The organism is Caulobacter sp. NIBR2454 (genome assembly GCF_027474405.1).
Lineage (GTDB): Bacteria > Pseudomonadota > Alphaproteobacteria > Caulobacterales > Caulobacteraceae > Caulobacter.
The window spans coordinates 2,262,485-2,277,358 of record NZ_CP114871.1; the positions used below are offsets into that span (position 1 = coordinate 2,262,485).

Annotated in this window: 13 protein-coding genes and 1 other RNA gene; 1 reads left to right on the plus strand and 13 read right to left on the minus strand. The window is 68.2% G+C overall.

Annotated elements, in window-relative coordinates; translation table 11 throughout:
• Window positions 1-61: 61 nt before the first annotated feature.
• Window positions 62-967 carry a UDP-N-acetylmuramate dehydrogenase gene (gene murB / locus O5K31_RS11100; RefSeq protein WP_269713660.1) on the minus strand — a complete coding sequence of 302 codons (906 nt, stop codon included), beginning with the start codon at window positions 965-967 and terminating at the stop codon, window positions 62-64.
• Window positions 964-2,382, minus strand: coding sequence for a UDP-N-acetylmuramate--L-alanine ligase (murC, locus tag O5K31_RS11105; RefSeq protein ID WP_269713661.1), 1,419 nt, complete (start codon window positions 2,380-2,382; stop codon window positions 964-966). Before murC ends, murB begins: the two co-directional genes overlap by 4 nt.
• Before the next feature lie 58 nt (window positions 2,383-2,440).
• On the opposite strand from murC, the gene O5K31_RS11110 reads away from it, so the two are divergent.
• Window positions 2,441-2,890 (plus strand): hypothetical protein, encoded by a 450-nt coding sequence (locus tag O5K31_RS11110; protein WP_269713662.1) that lies wholly within the window; start codon window positions 2,441-2,443, stop codon window positions 2,888-2,890.
• Here the strand turns inward: O5K31_RS11110 and murG are convergent.
• From murG to rnpB, 11 genes are all read right to left on the minus strand, one after another.
• On the minus strand, window positions 2,887-3,981 hold the full coding sequence (murG, locus tag O5K31_RS11115) for an undecaprenyldiphospho-muramoylpentapeptide beta-N-acetylglucosaminyltransferase (protein WP_269713663.1): 1,095 nt from the start codon (window positions 3,979-3,981) through the stop codon (window positions 2,887-2,889). The two genes, O5K31_RS11110 and murG, sit on opposite strands and share 4 nt — an antisense overlap.
• A gap of 19 nt (window positions 3,982-4,000) precedes the next feature.
• Complete coding sequence (gene ftsW / locus O5K31_RS11120; protein WP_269713664.1) at window positions 4,001-5,179, minus strand: putative lipid II flippase FtsW; 1,179 nt, start codon at window positions 5,177-5,179, stop codon at window positions 4,001-4,003.
• Entirely contained in the window at window positions 5,176-6,588 is a 1,413-nt protein-coding gene (gene murD / locus O5K31_RS11125; protein ID WP_269713665.1) for a UDP-N-acetylmuramoyl-L-alanine--D-glutamate ligase, read from the minus strand. Before murD ends, ftsW begins: the two co-directional genes overlap by 4 nt.
• A gap of 19 nt (window positions 6,589-6,607) precedes the next feature.
• Window positions 6,608-7,720, minus strand: a complete 1,113-nt coding sequence (mraY, locus tag O5K31_RS11130) for a phospho-N-acetylmuramoyl-pentapeptide-transferase (protein ID WP_269713666.1) — start codon at window positions 7,718-7,720, stop codon at window positions 6,608-6,610.
• Window positions 7,720-9,120: a UDP-N-acetylmuramoyl-tripeptide--D-alanyl-D-alanine ligase gene (locus O5K31_RS11135; protein WP_269713667.1), complete on the minus strand. Its 1,401-nt coding sequence runs from the start codon at window positions 9,118-9,120 to the stop codon at window positions 7,720-7,722. The genes mraY and O5K31_RS11135 overlap by 1 nt, the downstream gene beginning before the upstream one ends.
• Complete coding sequence (locus O5K31_RS11140; RefSeq protein WP_269713668.1) at window positions 9,113-10,570, minus strand: UDP-N-acetylmuramoyl-L-alanyl-D-glutamate--2,6-diaminopimelate ligase; 1,458 nt, start codon at window positions 10,568-10,570, stop codon at window positions 9,113-9,115. Before O5K31_RS11140 ends, O5K31_RS11135 begins: the two co-directional genes overlap by 8 nt.
• The gene (locus O5K31_RS11145) at window positions 10,567-12,327 is read right to left on the minus strand and encodes a peptidoglycan D,D-transpeptidase FtsI family protein (protein ID WP_269713669.1); all 1,761 of its coding nucleotides are present in this window, start codon (window positions 12,325-12,327) and stop codon (window positions 10,567-10,569) included. The genes O5K31_RS11140 and O5K31_RS11145 overlap by 4 nt, the downstream gene beginning before the upstream one ends.
• A complete protein-coding gene (gene ftsL / locus O5K31_RS11150) occupies window positions 12,324-12,740 on the minus strand; it encodes a cell division protein FtsL (protein ID WP_269713670.1) in 417 nt (138 codons plus the stop codon). Before ftsL ends, O5K31_RS11145 begins: the two co-directional genes overlap by 4 nt.
• Window positions 12,737-13,681, minus strand: a complete 945-nt coding sequence (rsmH, locus tag O5K31_RS11155; RefSeq protein WP_269713671.1) for a 16S rRNA (cytosine(1402)-N(4))-methyltransferase RsmH — start codon at window positions 13,679-13,681, stop codon at window positions 12,737-12,739. Before rsmH ends, ftsL begins: the two co-directional genes overlap by 4 nt.
• Window positions 13,678-14,145: a division/cell wall cluster transcriptional repressor MraZ gene (locus O5K31_RS11160; protein ID WP_269713672.1), complete on the minus strand. Its 468-nt coding sequence runs from the start codon at window positions 14,143-14,145 to the stop codon at window positions 13,678-13,680. Before O5K31_RS11160 ends, rsmH begins: the two co-directional genes overlap by 4 nt.
• A gap of 324 nt (window positions 14,146-14,469) precedes the next feature.
• Window positions 14,470-14,853: RNase P RNA component class A (rnpB, locus tag O5K31_RS11165), an RNA gene on the minus strand.
• Window positions 14,854-14,874: the final 21 nt, after the last annotated feature.

Below are 14,874 nucleotides of genomic sequence, written 5' to 3' on the forward strand. Positions count from 1 at the left end.
CCCAACAGAAGGAAGGGGCGAAGCTATACAAATCGCCGACGCCGTAAACCATCAGCGGCTGTCAGGCCTTGCCGATCCGCTTGATCTCCCATTCCAGCTCCACGCCGGTCTTGGCCTTCACGTCCGCGCGGACGGCCTCGCCAAGTCCTTCCAGGTCGGCGGCGGTCGCCTCCCCCGTATTGATCAGGAAGTTGGAATGCAGCGGCGAGAACATCGCCCCGCCGAACAGCTTGCCGCGCCAGCCCGCCTCATCGACCAGCTTCCAGGATGAATGCCCCGGCGGGTTCTTGAAGGTCGAGCCCCCCGTCTTCTCCCGGATCGGCTGGGTGGTCTCACGACGCGCCGTGATCTCCTCCATCCGCGCCTGGATGGCGGCGGGCTCGTCGGCGGCACCCTCGAACAGGGCGCCGGTGAAGATCAGATCGCCGGCCGCCGCGCGAGCGGACTTGCGATAGGTGTAGCCAAGGTCGGCGTTGGACAGGGTCACGCCTTCGCCCGAACGGGTGACCGCATAGGCCTCGACCAGCACGTCCTTGGTCTCGGAGCCATAACAGCCCGCGTTCATCATCAGCGCCCCACCGATCGAGCCGGGCACCCCGCGATAGAATTCCAGACCCGCGATACCGGCCTTGGCCGCCTCGCGCGCCAGGATGGCGTCGGGCACGGCGGCTCCGGCGAAGATGCGGTTCTCGCCCCGCGGCTCGACCTTGGCGAACGCCCGCCCGCCCAAGCGGATCACCACGCCCTCCACCCCGCCATCGCGGACCAGAGTGTTGGACCCGACGCCGATCGGCGTCACCGGCACGGCCGGATCCAGACCGCGCAGGAAGTCAGCCAAATCGTCCTCGTCCTCGGGCAGGAAGATCAGCTCCGCCGGCCCGCCGACCCGAAACCAGGTGAACGGCGCCAGGGCTTCGTCACGCAGCAGCTTGCCGCGCACGGCCGGGAGAGCGTCGCGCCAGCTCACTTTGCCAGCGCCTCAAGCTGAGCAGGCAACGCGTAGGCCCAGCTGGTGATGTCGCCCGCGCCCAGCAGGACCACCAGATCGCCGGCCTTGGCTTCCTCCGCCACGATGCCGGCCAGGGCCGCGGGGCTCTCCAGCGGGATCGCCCGGCGATGGCCGAAGCGGCGCAGGCCCTCGACCAGGCCGTCGCGGTCGACGCCCTCGATGGGCGCCTCGCCGGCCGTATAGACGTCGGCCACGATCACCACGTCGGCGTCGTTGAAGCAGGAGCTGAACTCCGCCATCAGGTCGCGCAGGCGGGTATAGCGGTGCGGCTGCACCACGGCGATCACCCGCCCCTCGGTCACCGCGCGGGCGGCTTTGAGGACATTGGCGATCTCCACCGGGTGGTGGCCGTAGTCGTCGATGACCCGGATGCCGTTGGCCACGCCCACGGTGGTGAAGCGGCGCTTCACCCCGCCGAAGGCGGCGAGCCCCTTGCGGATCGACTCCGCGTCGATACCCAACTCCCGCGCCACGGCGATGGCGGCGGTGGCGTTCAGGACGTTGTGCAGCCCGGCCATGGGCAGGCGCAGGCCCTCATAGCGGACTTCCTCGCCGTTCAGGGGCGAGACGATCACATCGAACCCTGCGCCGTCGGGCCCCATGGTGATGTTCTGCACGCGCACTTCCGCCTGCGGATTGGTCCCGTAGGTGACCAGTCGGCGGTTCTCGATGCGCGAGGTCAGGGCCTGAACTTCGGGGTGGTCGGTGCAGACCGCGCAGAAGCCATAGAACGGAATGTTCTCGACGAAGTCCTGGAAGCCTTTCTTCACGGCTTCGAAGTCGCCCCAGTGATCCAGATGCTCGGCGTCGATGTTGGTGATGATGCCGACCGTCGACTTCAGGCGCAGGAAGCTGCCGTCGCTCTCGTCGGCCTCGACCACGATCCAGTCGCCCTCGCCCACCTTGGCGTTGGTGCCGTAGGCGTTGATGATCCCGCCATTGACCACCGTCGGGTCCAGCCCGCCCGCGTCCAGCAGGGCGGCGACCATGGAGGTCGTGGTGGTCTTGCCGTGGGTCCCGGCCACGCCGACCGAGAACTGCAGGCGCATCAGTTCCGCCAGCATCTCGGCTCGCCGCACCAGCGGCAGGCGCGCGTTGCGGCCCGCCACCATCTCCGGATTGTCTTGCTTGACCGCCGTGGAATAGACGATGGCCGACGCCCCCTCCACATGGGCCGCGTCGTGGCCAATGAAGATCTTGGCGCCCAGCTTGGCCAGGCGTTCGGTATTGGCGCTGGCTTTCGCGTCCGAACCCTGAACCGTATAGCCGATACGCAGCATGATCTCGGCGATGCCGCTCATGCCGATGCCGCCGATGCCGATGAAATGCACGGGGCCGAGTTCGAAGGGGACAGGACGTCTACGCTTGATCATGCCAGCCCGATTAAATGATTTGCGACGGGCCGGAAATGCCCTCGTGACGGGGTTTCTGTTGATCGCCGCCCCGGCGCAGGCCCAAGCCCCGGCCAAGCTTGCGCTCAAACTGGTCGATGTGGGCCGCTACGCCGCGTTCGTGGACGAGGGCGCTATCGCCTGGACAGGCCGAACGGCCAGGCTGCGCGTGCTGCAGGTGGTCGAGACCGACTTCATCGCCGCGGGCGAAGCCTACTGGGGCGGCTGGCAGGTGTTCAGCATCGATTGCGACGCCCGGACCCTGGTTCGCGGCGGCTACGCCAGCATCCGCGCCAACAGCCGCGAAGGCCCGCTCAGCGGCGGCGAGGCGAAGGCCGAAACCATTCCGGCCGGCGGCATGGAGGAAGCGGCGGCGCGGCTGGTCTGCGACGGCCATACGCCCTTCCCAGCCGTGACTGTGGCGGAAAGCATCGAGCAGGCGGTCAAGATCGGCCGCCCCCTGATCGAGACGGGCCTAGAACCTAACTAGCGGGCGGTCGCCTCGACCAGATCGGCCAGCTTCTCGGCGGCGTCCGGCGTGCCCGCCGCGTGGGCCGAAGCCGCCATGCGGGCTAGTCGCGGACCATCCCGCAACAGCGCGTTCAGCGCCCCGGCCATGCTGTCGGTGGTCAGCTCGTCCTCCAGCGCCACGGCCGCGGCGCCGGCGTCTTCCAGCAGGCGGGCGTTGTAACGCTGGTGATCATCCGCGGCGATCTTCAGCGGCACCAGGATCGAGGGCCGTCCGGCCACCGCCAGTTCGCATACCGTCGAGGCGCCGGCCCGCCCGACCACCAGATGCGCCTTGCCCAGACGGCCGGCCATATCGCGGAAGAACGGCGCGATCTCGGCCTTCACCAGGGCGTTGGCGTAGAGCCGGCGGGCGTTGTCCATGGATTCCGCCCGGGTCTGCTGCTGGATCTCCAGCCGCATGCGGATGTCCTCGGGCAGGCGGATCACCGCCTCGGGCACCAGTTCCGACAGCAGGCGCGCGCCCTGGCTGCCGCCCGTGATCAGCAGGTGGATCGGCCCTTCGTCGCCCGGCGCTTCATAAGGCTGGTCGTGGAGGGCCTGGATCGCCGGACGCACCGGGCTTCCGATCACGTGCGCTCTCGCCTTGGCGGCGGGCGAAGCCATTTCGAGCGTCGGGAAGGCGCAGGCCAGCTCCGTGACCTTGGGGGCCATGAAGCGATTGACTCGGCCCAGCACCGCGTTCTGTTCGTGGATCACGGTCGGGCGCTTCTGCCCCGTCGCGGCCAGCAGCGCCGGCAGGGAGGGATAGCCTCCGAACCCCACGACCACGGCCGGGTTCAGACGCTTGAACGCCTTTCGCGCCTGCATCACGCCTTGCAGGATCGCGAGGCCGGCGCGGATCATGCCGATCGGGTCGCCCTTCTTGAAGGTCGCGGCCGACAGGAACAGCTTCTCTTCAGCGGGAAACTTGTCGGCGTACAGCTCGCCGCGCTCGTCGGTCGCCAGCACCACTCGCCAGCCGCGCGCGATCAGGGTCTCGGCGAGCGCCTGGGCGGGGAACATGTGCCCGCCAGTTCCCCCGGCGGCGACGACGGCGACCTTGCCGGTCATGAGCACATACCCCTCAGGTTCACGCGAACGCGCCGGCGCGGGCCAGCGTGTCCGACGACGAATAGGCCCCGGGGCGACGGCGGGTCAGCGCCAGCGCCATGCCCAGGGTCAGGCCCATGGCGAGCATGGACGAGCCGCCATAGGAGATGAACGGCAAGGTCATGCCCTTGGTCGGGATCAGGTTCAAGTTCACGGCGACATTGATGATCGCCTGCTGGCCCAGCAGCACGAAAAGACCAGCCGCGGCCACCTGCTCGAACGGGTCGGAAAGCTTCATGGCCTTGTACATCCCGCGCACCACGACGAAGGCGAACAGGCCGATCAGCGCCAGCGAGAAGACCAGGCCATATTCCTCCGCCGCCACCGAATAGATGAAGTCGGTATGCAGGTCGGGCACGTGACGCTTCATCACGCCCTCGCCCGGACCCCGGCCGAACAGGCCGCCGGCGCTGATCGCCTCGGAGGCGCGGGTTATCTGGTGGGTGTCGGCCTGTTCGGGACTCAGGAACTTGGTGACGCGCGCCCTCACGTGATCGAACAGGAAATAGGTGCTGGCCAACCCGCTCATGGCCAGAACGCCCAGGCCCATGATCCACGACAACGGCACACCGGCCATCCAGAACGCGGCGCCGAACGCGACGGTGATCAGCACGGTCTGGCCGACATCCGGCTGGATCAGCAGCAGACCGACCGCCAGCGCGTACAGGCCGAAGGCGATGGACACCCCCGGCACCCCTTCGCCCTTCTGACCCTCGGAGAACATCCAGGAGACCAGCACGATCAAGGCCGGCTTCATGAATTCCGAAGGCTGCAAGGTGAAGCCGCCGATGGCCACCCAGCGCGCCGCGCCCTTGGCCGTATGGCCGATGAACGGCAGGGCAGCCATGATCAGGATGGCGACGATGTAGACGAAGAACGCCGTCCGCCGCACGCCCCGGGGCGTCAGCATGGAAGACGCGATAAGAATGAAGGCCGCCGCGCCGGCGAACACGCACTGACGCAGGGCGAAATGGAACGGGTCGTCGATACCCATGCGCAGCGCCGCCGCCGGGCTGGAGGCGAAGGACAGCAGCACCCCGACAACGATCAGGGCCGCGACCCCGCCCAGCAGCCAGTGATCGGTCGTCCACCACCACACGCCAAAGCGCGACTGGTCGGTGCGGGCGAAGGCGTGGGCGTTGTTGCGCTCGCTGCTCACGCCGTCGCCCCCTTGGGGGTCTTGGACAAGCTCAGCACCGCGGACCGGAACGCGTCGCCCCGGGCTTCGAAATCGGCGAATTGGTCAAAGGACGCACAGGCGGGCGACAGCAGCACCACCGCGTCCTCGCCCGACGACTTGGCGTCGGCATAGGCGGCCATGACGGCGGCCTCCAGCGTCCCGCATTCCTTGGACGGCGCACGATCCTTCAGCGCCGCGCCGAACGCCGGAGCGGCGTCGCCGATCAGGTAGGCCTTGGCGATGCGCGGAAACAGGTCGGTCAGGCTGTCGATGCCCCCCGCTTTCGGAACGCCCCCGGCGATCCAGTAGAAGCGCGGATAGGACGACATGGCTTGGCGCGCCGCGTCGGCGTTAGTCGCCTTGGAGTCGTTGACGAAGCGGACATTGCCGATGGTCGCCACGGTCTCCATCCGGTGCGCGAGCCCGGGGAAGGTGCGCAGACCCTCGGCGGCGTCGGCCATGGAAATGCCCAGCGCGCGGGCGGCGGCGTAGGCGGCGGCCGCATTCTGCCAGTTGTGCCGCCCCGGCAGGCTGCGGGCCCGCAGCAGATCGGCGACCTCCGTCACCCGGTCGCCCGTGGCGTCGTACAGCACCCCTTGCAGCGCATAGACGCCGCGGCCCATGGCGCGACCCGAGCTGATCGGCCAGATGGTGCGGCGGTTGGCGGCGGTGATCTCGGTGCAGATCTGCTGGCACCAGGGATCGTCAACTCCGATGATCGCCGTGTCGCCCTTGTCCTGGTTCAGCAGGATGCGGCGCTTGGCGGCCACATAGCCCTCCATGCCGCCATGGCGGTCCAGATGGTCGGGCGAGATGTTGAGGATGACCGCCGCATCGGCCTTCAGGCTGCTGGTCAGGTCAAGCTGATAGGACGAGGTCTCCAGCACATAGACGGCCCCGCCGTGCATGTCCTCAAGGCCCAGAACACCATAGCCGATGTTGCCGCCGATACGGGTGTCCCGCCCCGCGCTGCGGCAGATGTGGCCCAGCAGCGCCGTGGTCGTGGACTTGCCGTTGGTGCCAGTGATGGCCGCCACCTTGGGTCGCTTGTGTGACGGGGCGGCGTTCACCGAGCGGGCGAAGAGTTCGATGTCGCCCAGGATCTCGACCCCGGCGGCGCGCGCCTTCTCAACCACCCAGTGCGGTTTGGGATGCGTCAGGGGCACGCCCGGCGACAGCAGCAACGCGGAGATGCCGGACCAGTCGGCGGCCCACAGGTCCTTGACCGTCAGGCCCTCGGCCTCGGCGGCGTCTCGGCCCGCGGCCTTCTCGTCCCAGGCCACGACCTTGGCCTTGCCCGCCAAAAGGGCGCGCGCGGCCGTCAGACCAGTCCGGCCAAGGCCGAACACGGCGACTGTCTTGCCCTCGAAACCGCGAACCGGGATCATGACCTGGACCAGCCCTCCCCTAGCGCAGCTTCAGGGTGGCGAGGCCGATCAGGGCCAGCATCAGCGAGACGATCCAGAACCGGATCACCACCGTGGACTCGGCCCAGCCCAGCTTTTCGAAATGGTGGTGGATCGGCGCCATCAGGAAGATGCGCTTTCCGGTCTTCTTGAAGTAAGCGACCTGGATCATCACCGACAGCGCCTCGGCCACGAACAGGCCGCCGACGATCGCCAGGACGATCTCGTGCTTGGAACTGACTGCAACGGCGCCGAGCGCCCCGCCCAGGGCCAGCGACCCCGTGTCGCCCATGAAGATCTTGGCCGGTGGCGCGTTGTACCAAAGGAAGCCCATCCCGGCCCCGATGATCGCCCCGCAGAACACCGCCAGCTCACCCACACCCGGCGCGAAGTGAAGCTGTAGATAGTTGGCGAACACATAGTTGCCGACCAGATAGGCGATCAGACCGAAGGTGGAAGCCGCGATCATCACCGGCACCGTGGCTAGGCCATCCAGCCCATCCGTCAGGTTCACGGCGTTCGACGCCCCCACCAGCACCACGGCGGCGAAGACCACATAGAACCAGCCCAGATTGAAGATGAACTGCTTGAAGATCGGGAAGACCAGGCTGGTCTCCAGCCCCGGCGTCGTCGGCGATTTGGGCGAAAACAGGATCAGCAGGACAGAGGCGATCACCGCCACAAGAACCTGCGCGGCCAGCTTCTGCTTGCTGGAAAGGCCAGCGGTCGTTTGCTTGGTGACCTTGGCGTAGTCGTCCATGAAGCCCAGCAGGCCATAGGCCCCGGTCACGAACAGCACGACCCAAACGTGGATGTTGGACAGATCCGCCCACAGCAGGGTGCCCACGAACACCCCGGCCAGGATCATCAGTCCGCCCATGGTAGGCGTGCCAGCCTTCTCGACCACGTGGCGCTGGATGCCCTCGGCGCGGATCGGCTGGCCGCGGCCCTGCTTGGCGCGCATCCAGCGGATGAACCGCGAGCCCATCAGGATGACGACCAGTTGGGCGGTCATCACCGCCATCACGGTGCGGAAGGTCAGGTATTTCAGCAGGTTGAGCAGCGGGATGTGCTCGCGCAGATCGCTCAGACGCTCATAGAGCAGATACAGCATCAGTCGTCCCCACCCGAACCGACATCCGAACCGAGCGAAGCCAGGGCGGCTGCCACCGTCCCGGCTTTCGAACCGTTTGAACCCTTGACCATCACCACGTCGCCGCCCCGCACGGCCGATGTGACGAGCGGCGTTAACGCTACCGCAGTCTCGGCGTACCCGCCCCGGCGAGTCGGGGGAAGCGCCTCCCACAGGGATTTCATCAGCGGCCCGGCGCAGAAGACCAGGTCGATCTTCGCGTCCTCGGCCAGCGACGCCAGGGCCGCGTGGTGTTCCGCCGCCTGGGGGCCAAGCTCCAGCATGTCGGTCAGCGCGACGATGCGTCGCCCCGAAACCTTGCGCGCGCCCAGGTTCTTCAGCGCAGCCGCCATGGAGATCGGATTGGCGTTGTAGCTCTCGTCCACCAGGGTGAAGGCGCCGCCCTCAACAGCGACCGTCTTCTCGGCCCCTCGCCCCTCGATAGGCGCGAACTTCGCCAGGGCTTCCAGCGCGGTCGCGCGCGGCACGTCCAGCGCCTCCAGCATCAGCAGCACGCACAGGCTGTTGAGGCCCCAGTGCTGGCCCGCCTGCAGGATCGGAAAGCTCAGCGCCTCACCCCGGATGACCGCATGCACCGTCGCGCCGTCAGCGTGACTGTCGAACCCCGTCAGGCGGGCCGTGCAGCCCTCGCCCGAGCCAAAGCTCCAAACGGTCGCGCCCACTTTCTCGGCCTCGGCCTTCAGCAGGTCGAACCACCTGTTGTCGGCGTTGAGAACGGCGATCCCGCCCGGCTCCAGCCCGGCGAAGATCTCGGCCTTGGCCTTGGCGACGCCCTCCTCCCCGTCGGGGAAGTTCTCGGTATGCACCGGCCCCACCGTGGTGATGGCCACCGCATGCGGACGCACCATCAGCGACAGCGGCGTGATCTCGTCGGCGTGGTTCATGCCGACCTCGAACACCGCGCGCTCGGTGTCGCGCGGCATCCGCGCCAGGGTCAGAGGAACCCCGATGTGGTTGTTGTAGGATTTGACCGACGCATGGCCGCGCCCCGCTAGGCGAAGACCCGCCTCCACCGCGCGGGTCACGCTGGTCTTGCCGACCGATCCCGTCACCGCCCCGCGCTTGGCGGGCGCACGATATCGCGCCGCTTCACCCAGCGATTCCAAGGCCTTGAGGGTATCACCTACGACAACGCACGAACCCTCCACCAGCCGCATGGTCAGCGACCCCGCAGCCCCGGAGGCCAGAGCCCCCGGCACGAAATCATGCGCGTCGCGCACGCCGGCCAGGGCCACGAACAGGTCGCCGGGCTCGATGGAACGCGTGTCGATGGAGACGCCGGAAACTTCAAAGGGCGCGCCATTCAGCACGCCGCCGGTGGCGGCCGCGATCTCCGCGGCGGTCCACAGGAATTCAGCCATCGCTCAGCCCCAGCGCGCTCGCGGTCTCGGCCACGTCGTCGAAGGGATGGGTGACCCCGGCGATGATCTGACCCTGCTCGTGGCCCTTGCCGGCCACCACCAGGACGTCGCCGTCCTCCAGCATGGCGGCGGCGGCGCGGATGGCCTCGCGGCGGTCGCCGATCTCGCGAGCGCCACGCGCCGCGGCCATAATCTCGGCGCGGATGACGGCCGGCTCTTCCGAGCGCGGATTGTCGTCAGTGACAATGGCCACGTCCGCCAGGCGAGCGGCGATCTGGCCCATCTGCGGCCGCTTGGACCGGTCACGGTCCCCGCCAGCGCCGAACACGGCGATCAGCTTGCCACGCGTATGGGGACGCAGCGCCTTCAGCACCGTCTCCAGGCCGTCCGGCGTGTGGGCGTAATCCACATAGGCCTCGCCGCCCTTCGGGCCGGTCCCGACCCGTTGCAGACGGCCCGCCGCGCCTTGCAGATGCTCCAGCGCCTTAAGCACGGCCGCAGGCTCCTCGCCCGCCGCGATGCACAGGCCCGCGGCCACCAGCACGTTGTCGGCCTGGAAGGCGCCCGCCAGCGGCAGGTTCACCACATGCTCGACGCCGTCATGGGCGATCACCAGGCGCTGGCCTTCCGGCAGCAGTTCCCGGCAGACCAGACGCAGGCCCCGCCCCTTCTCGCCCACCGACGACAGAGTCAGGCCAGCCCCGATCGCCGCCGCGGCGAAGGCCGGATAGGCGTCGGAGTCGGCGTTCAGCACCGCCGTCGACCAGCGCGGCAGCAGGGTGTCGAACAGGCGCAGCTTGGCCGCGCGATAGACGCCCATGGTGCCGTGATAATCCAGGTGGTCCTGGGTGAAGTTGGTGAAGCCCCCGGCGGTCAATCGCACGCCGTCCAGCCGCCGCTGATCCACACCGTGCGACGACGCCTCCAGCGCCATGTGTGTCACGCCGTCAGCGGCCAGCTTGGCCAGCATTTCGGACACGTCGGCGGCGTCGGGCGTTGTCAGGCCCGGCGGCGTCAGCTGCACGTCCGGCTTGCCCTTCTCCGACACAGTGACGCCCAAGGTGCCCATGCTGGCGGCCTTGTGGCCCAGCTCGGCGAAGATCTGGCGGCAGAACACGGCGACCGACGTCTTGCCGTTGGTTCCCGTCACCGCCACGCAGGTCTTGGGCTGAGCGCCCCAGAAGCTGGCGGCCGCAAGGGCGTAGGCCCGCCGCGGGTCCTGCGCATGCACCACCGGCACCGGCAGGCCGGTCACGTCCGAGGGGGCAAGGATCGCGGCGGCCCCGGCGTCGAGCGCGGCGGGGATGAAGCTGCGCCCGTCCACCTTCGAGCCCGGCAGGGCCACGAACAGGGTTCCGGCCTTGACCTTGCGGCTGTCGGCGGTGACCCCGGTGATGACGGGATCGACGGGCAGGTCGCGCTGGACCAGATCGGACAGGGGCATGGTCATCGGCCGCCTCCAGCAGCGGCGAACGCGCCATTCGACGCGACAGAGTACGGAACGTCGAACTTGCGCTGCACGCCCAGGAACGGCGCGATGCGGTCAATCACCTTGCCGGCGGCCGGCGCGCCGACCCAGCCGCCCGTGGAATAGCCGTAGCTCTCCTTGGTGCCGTGCGGCTCATCCATCAGGATCAGGACGAAATAGCGATCAGCCTCAACCGGCCCCTCGGTCGGGAAGACGGCGGCGAAGGACGAGACCTGACGCTGGGGGTTATAGCGCCTGATGGCCGGATCATACTTCTCGCCGGTGCCGGTCTTGCCGCCTACCGACAGGCCCGGCGCATTGGCCTTGCCGCCGCTGCCCACCGGATCGGACACGTTGGCGCGCATGATCTGCAGCATCTCCAGCGAGCTCTGCTCGGAGATCACGCGGGTTCCCTTGGGGCGATAGTTCGGGTCCTGCTTGCGGATGGTCAGCGGCACGCGAACCCCGCCGTTCAGCAGCGCGCCCATGGCCTCGGACAGAGCCAGCGGGCTGATGTTCATGCCGTGGCCGAACGAGGTCGAGGCTACCGTGTCCTCGTCCCACTTCTTGGGGGTCAGCGGGCGCGCGGACTCGCGCAGCTCGACGCTGGCCGGCTTGGTCAGGCCCAGCTTGGTGAAATACTGCTCCAGCCGACGCGGGCCGATGGCGACGCCCAGCTTGGCGGTACCGATGTTGGACGAATGCTGGAACACCTCGACCAGGGTCAGGATCTTCCGCGCCGCGTGATAGTCGTGGATCGTGCGGTAACCCAGCTTGTATGGCTGGGTCGCGTCGAAGGTCGTGCTGGGCGTGGCGACCCCGGTGTCCAGGCCGATGGCGACCGTGAACGCCTTGAAGGTCGAACCCATCTCGTACACCGCCGCCGCCGCCCGGTTCAGGCGCGCGCTGTCGTCAGACGCGCTGGGCTTGTTGGGATCAAAGGTCGGCCAGCTCGACAGGCCCAGGATTTCGCCCGTGTGGACGTTGGTGACGATGCCCACCGCACCCTTGGGCGTGAAATGCATGGCGGCCTTGTTCAGCTCGTCGTCGAGCGCCGCCTGCACGCGCAGGTCGATGGACAGCGGCAGCGAACCGCCGCCCCGCGCCGCCACTTGGCGCAGCTCGGTGTCCAGGGCGCGCTCGGCCCCGGCCAGGCCAGCCCCGCCCTTGTCGGAGAAGCCGATCACGTGCGCCGCCGTACCGCCCAGCGGATAGACGCGGCGCCCCTCCTCCTCGAAGCTGATGCCCGGCAGGCCCAGTTCGTGGATCGCCGTGCGCTCCTCCGGCGTCAGGCCGCCATGGACAAAGATGCGGCGATTGCCTTCCAGCGCCTTGTTCAGGCGCTTGACGTCCAGGCTGGGCACGGCGCGGCGCAGGATGTTGCGGGTCTCGCGCGCATCCCACACGTCCGACGGGTCGATATAGAGGCCGTAGTGCGTAAGGTCCGCGGCCAGCAGCTCGCCATTGCGGTCCGTCAGGTCGGCGCGCGCGGCGCCGATCAGGGGCGCGTAGTCGCCCCCTCGCCCGGCGTCGGAGAACACGGCCGAACGTCCGGCGCCGACCGCCAGTCCCAGGAAAACGGTCCCGAAGATCGCTAGGATGAAAAAGATGCGCAGGCGGGTGTCGTCCTGCGCGCGGCCAGCGGCCTTCGACCGCTCGAAGGCATGCTCCAGGCTCCAGACGCGCTCGATGAGCCAGCGCCATGCAGGCAAGCGAGGCGAAAGGTCCGCCAGGCTCATTGCAAGTTCTCCCCAGGCGTCTCCGGCACGGGTTGGTCCGAAGCCGCCGCAGCATTGTTCTCCGGCGCTGCCGGCGCCGGGGCGGGACGCGGCTGCGACAGGCGCGCTGCGATCTCGGCCAGTCTATCGGATTCGATCTCTTGTTCGGCCTTGATCGGCGCCAGACCCAGATAGTTTGTGGCCAGCCGCTCCAGACGGCGCGGCTGCTCCAGATAGGCGACCTCGGCCTTCAGCAGGCGCGACCGCACCCGCTCGTCGGCGATGGCGCGATCCAGGCGCGCGATCTCGGCCCGCTCGCCGCCGGCCACCGTCTTGGCCAGGTACACGCCAAGCACCAGCAACAGCAGCAGGGTCAGGGCGAAAATCTCGATGACGCGAAAGCCGCGATACCGGCGCGAGAAGATCGAGCTCATGCCCCCCTCCCCTCGGCCCAGGTCGGTGCGGTCGTGCGCAGGCCGGCGCGCAGCTTGGCCGAACGTGCGCGCGGATTGACCGCCAGCTCCGCCTCGCCCGGCGCGGTCGCCTTGCCGATCAGCTCGAAGGTCGGCTCCGGCCCGCGCTGGGTCGGCGGCGCGTGACGCGACCCGCCCGGCGTGCGCCCGGCGCGCTCGGTGAAGAAGTTTTTGACGATGCGGTCTTCCAGCGAGTGGAAGGTCACCACCGCCAGGCGACCGCCCGGCTTCAATATCTTCTCGGCGGCTTCCAGGCCGTTCTCCAGCTCCGACAGCTCCTCGTTCACCGCGATGCGCAGGGCCTGGAAGGTCTTGGTCGCCGGATGCGCCTTGGCGCCGCGACGCCCGCCCAGGGCGCGCTCGACCACCTCGGCCAGATCCAGGGTGCGCGTGAACGGCTTTTCCTCGCGACGGCGAATGATGAACGACGCCACCCGGCGGCTCTCACGCTCCTCGCCATAGACGTAGAAAATCCGCGCCAGCTCTTCCTTCTCCAGCTCGTTGACCAGATCGGCGGCGGTCGGGCCATCGGCGGCCATGCGCATGTCCAGCGGACCGTCGCGCATGAAGGAAAAGCCGCGCTCGGCCTCGTCCAGCTGCATGGACGACACGCCAATGTCGAGCACCACGCCGTCCACTGACCCCGGCTCGAAATGCTCGCCCATCTGCGAGAAGCGGTCCTGGATCAGGCGAAAGCGATTGTTCTGCGCGGCCAGCGGCTCGGCGAAACGCAGGACGGTCGGATCGCGGTCGAAGCCGACCACGTTCGCGCCGCTCTCCAGGATCGCTCGGCTGTAGCCGCCCGCCCCGAAGGTGCCGTCCAGGATCGTCTCGCCCGGCTTGGCGTCCAGCGCCCCGAGCACTTCGTCCAGCAGGACCGAGATGTGGGGCGCTTCGCTCATGCCGCGCCCCCCAGCCGCGCCACGCGCTGCTGGGCCCTCAAGGCGGCCAGCCCTTCGCGGGCGGCTTCGCGTTGCTGGGCCCGGTGAGCGACGAAGGCGTCGCGCGACCAGATCTGAAACCGATCGCCCAGCCCTACCACCGACACCCAGTCGGTCAGGCCGAACATCTCGCACAGGCTGTCAGGCAGGGTGATGCGGCCGGCGGTGTCGAAGGACAGGCGCGCCATGCCGCCCAGGACGCTGGTCTCCAGCGCGGTGCGGACGGGATCGCCGAATGGCATCTCCTCGATCACGCCGTTGTAGCGGTCGAACAGCGCCTTGCCGCCCGCCTCCAGGCAATCGGCCTCGATCGAGGGAAAGCAGAACACGCCGTCGAACGGACCCGACACAGCCGCGCGGAACTCCTGCGGCACAACGATGCGCCGCTTCGCGTCCACCTGCTTGTCGAATGTCGAGAGAAACACCCTCGTCCAGCCCTGCCCAAGTCCGCCCACACAGACCCGCCGTCAACCTTAACGACCGGTCCATTTGGGTTAACATGGGATGGATTGGGATACAATGACACTGGATGCCGATTCTTTGCGAAAACAACGCCAGTTCACGCGATTATGGTTAACGCAAGTAAACCGTCCACAGAACATACATGGAACAACCAAGTATAATGGTGAATCCGGCGCCAGCGTTCGGTGAAAGGAGGCAGCGCATCCCAATGGGGACCAATGCGTGCTTCGAGACGCGCTTGCTCCTGAGCGTGACGAGGCTTGTTTGCGGCGCGCAATGAGGAAAGCAGGATCAGACGGCCTATAAGCCGGGTTCTGTGCCACCCCTTGCGGGGCGCGACGATCATTCCTCTGGACCGCCCATCGCTGGACGGTTCTCGCGACCTACCCGAACGCCCCAGGCCGGCGACGGCCCTGCCCATGCGAGATGGGCGCGACGTTCCTATTTGGTCTTGCTCCAGGCGGGGCTTGCCGTGCCGTCCGCATTACTGCGTCCGCGGTGGGCTCTTACCCCACCCTTTCACCCTTACCGACGGCCGAGGCCGCAGGCGGTTTGCTTTCTGTGGCGCTATCCCTAGGCTCGCGCCCGGCGGGCGTTACCCGCCGCCTTGTCACCGTGGAGCCCGGACTTTCCTCGACGCCCGAAGGCGCCGCGACCGCCCGGCCGTCTGATCCTGCGGCCTCTGTGAGGGC

Excerpts from the sequence above, each read along its gene's own strand:
- murC (WP_269713661.1), bottom strand. The coding sequence starts at position 2,382 with ATGATCAAGCGTAGACGTCCTGTCCCCTTCGAACTCGGCCCCGTGCAT.
- murG (WP_269713663.1), bottom strand. The coding sequence starts at position 3,981 with ATGACCGGCAAGGTCGCCGTCGTCGCCGCCGGGGGAACTGGCGGGCAC.
- murD (WP_269713665.1), bottom strand. The coding sequence starts at position 6,588 with ATGATCCCGGTTCGCGGTTTCGAGGGCAAGACAGTCGCCGTGTTCGGC.
- mraY (WP_269713666.1), bottom strand. The coding sequence starts at position 7,720 with ATGCTGTATCTGCTCTATGAGCGTCTGAGCGATCTGCGCGAGCACATC.
- O5K31_RS11135 (WP_269713667.1), bottom strand. The coding sequence starts at position 9,120 with ATGGCTGAATTCCTGTGGACCGCCGCGGAGATCGCGGCCGCCACCGGC.
- O5K31_RS11140 (WP_269713668.1), bottom strand. The coding sequence starts at position 10,570 with ATGACCATGCCCCTGTCCGATCTGGTCCAGCGCGACCTGCCCGTCGAT.
- O5K31_RS11145 (WP_269713669.1), bottom strand. The coding sequence starts at position 12,327 with ATGAGCCTGGCGGACCTTTCGCCTCGCTTGCCTGCATGGCGCTGGCTC.
- ftsL (WP_269713670.1), bottom strand. The coding sequence starts at position 12,740 with ATGAGCTCGATCTTCTCGCGCCGGTATCGCGGCTTTCGCGTCATCGAG.
- rsmH (WP_269713671.1), bottom strand. The coding sequence starts at position 13,681 with ATGAGCGAAGCGCCCCACATCTCGGTCCTGCTGGACGAAGTGCTCGGG.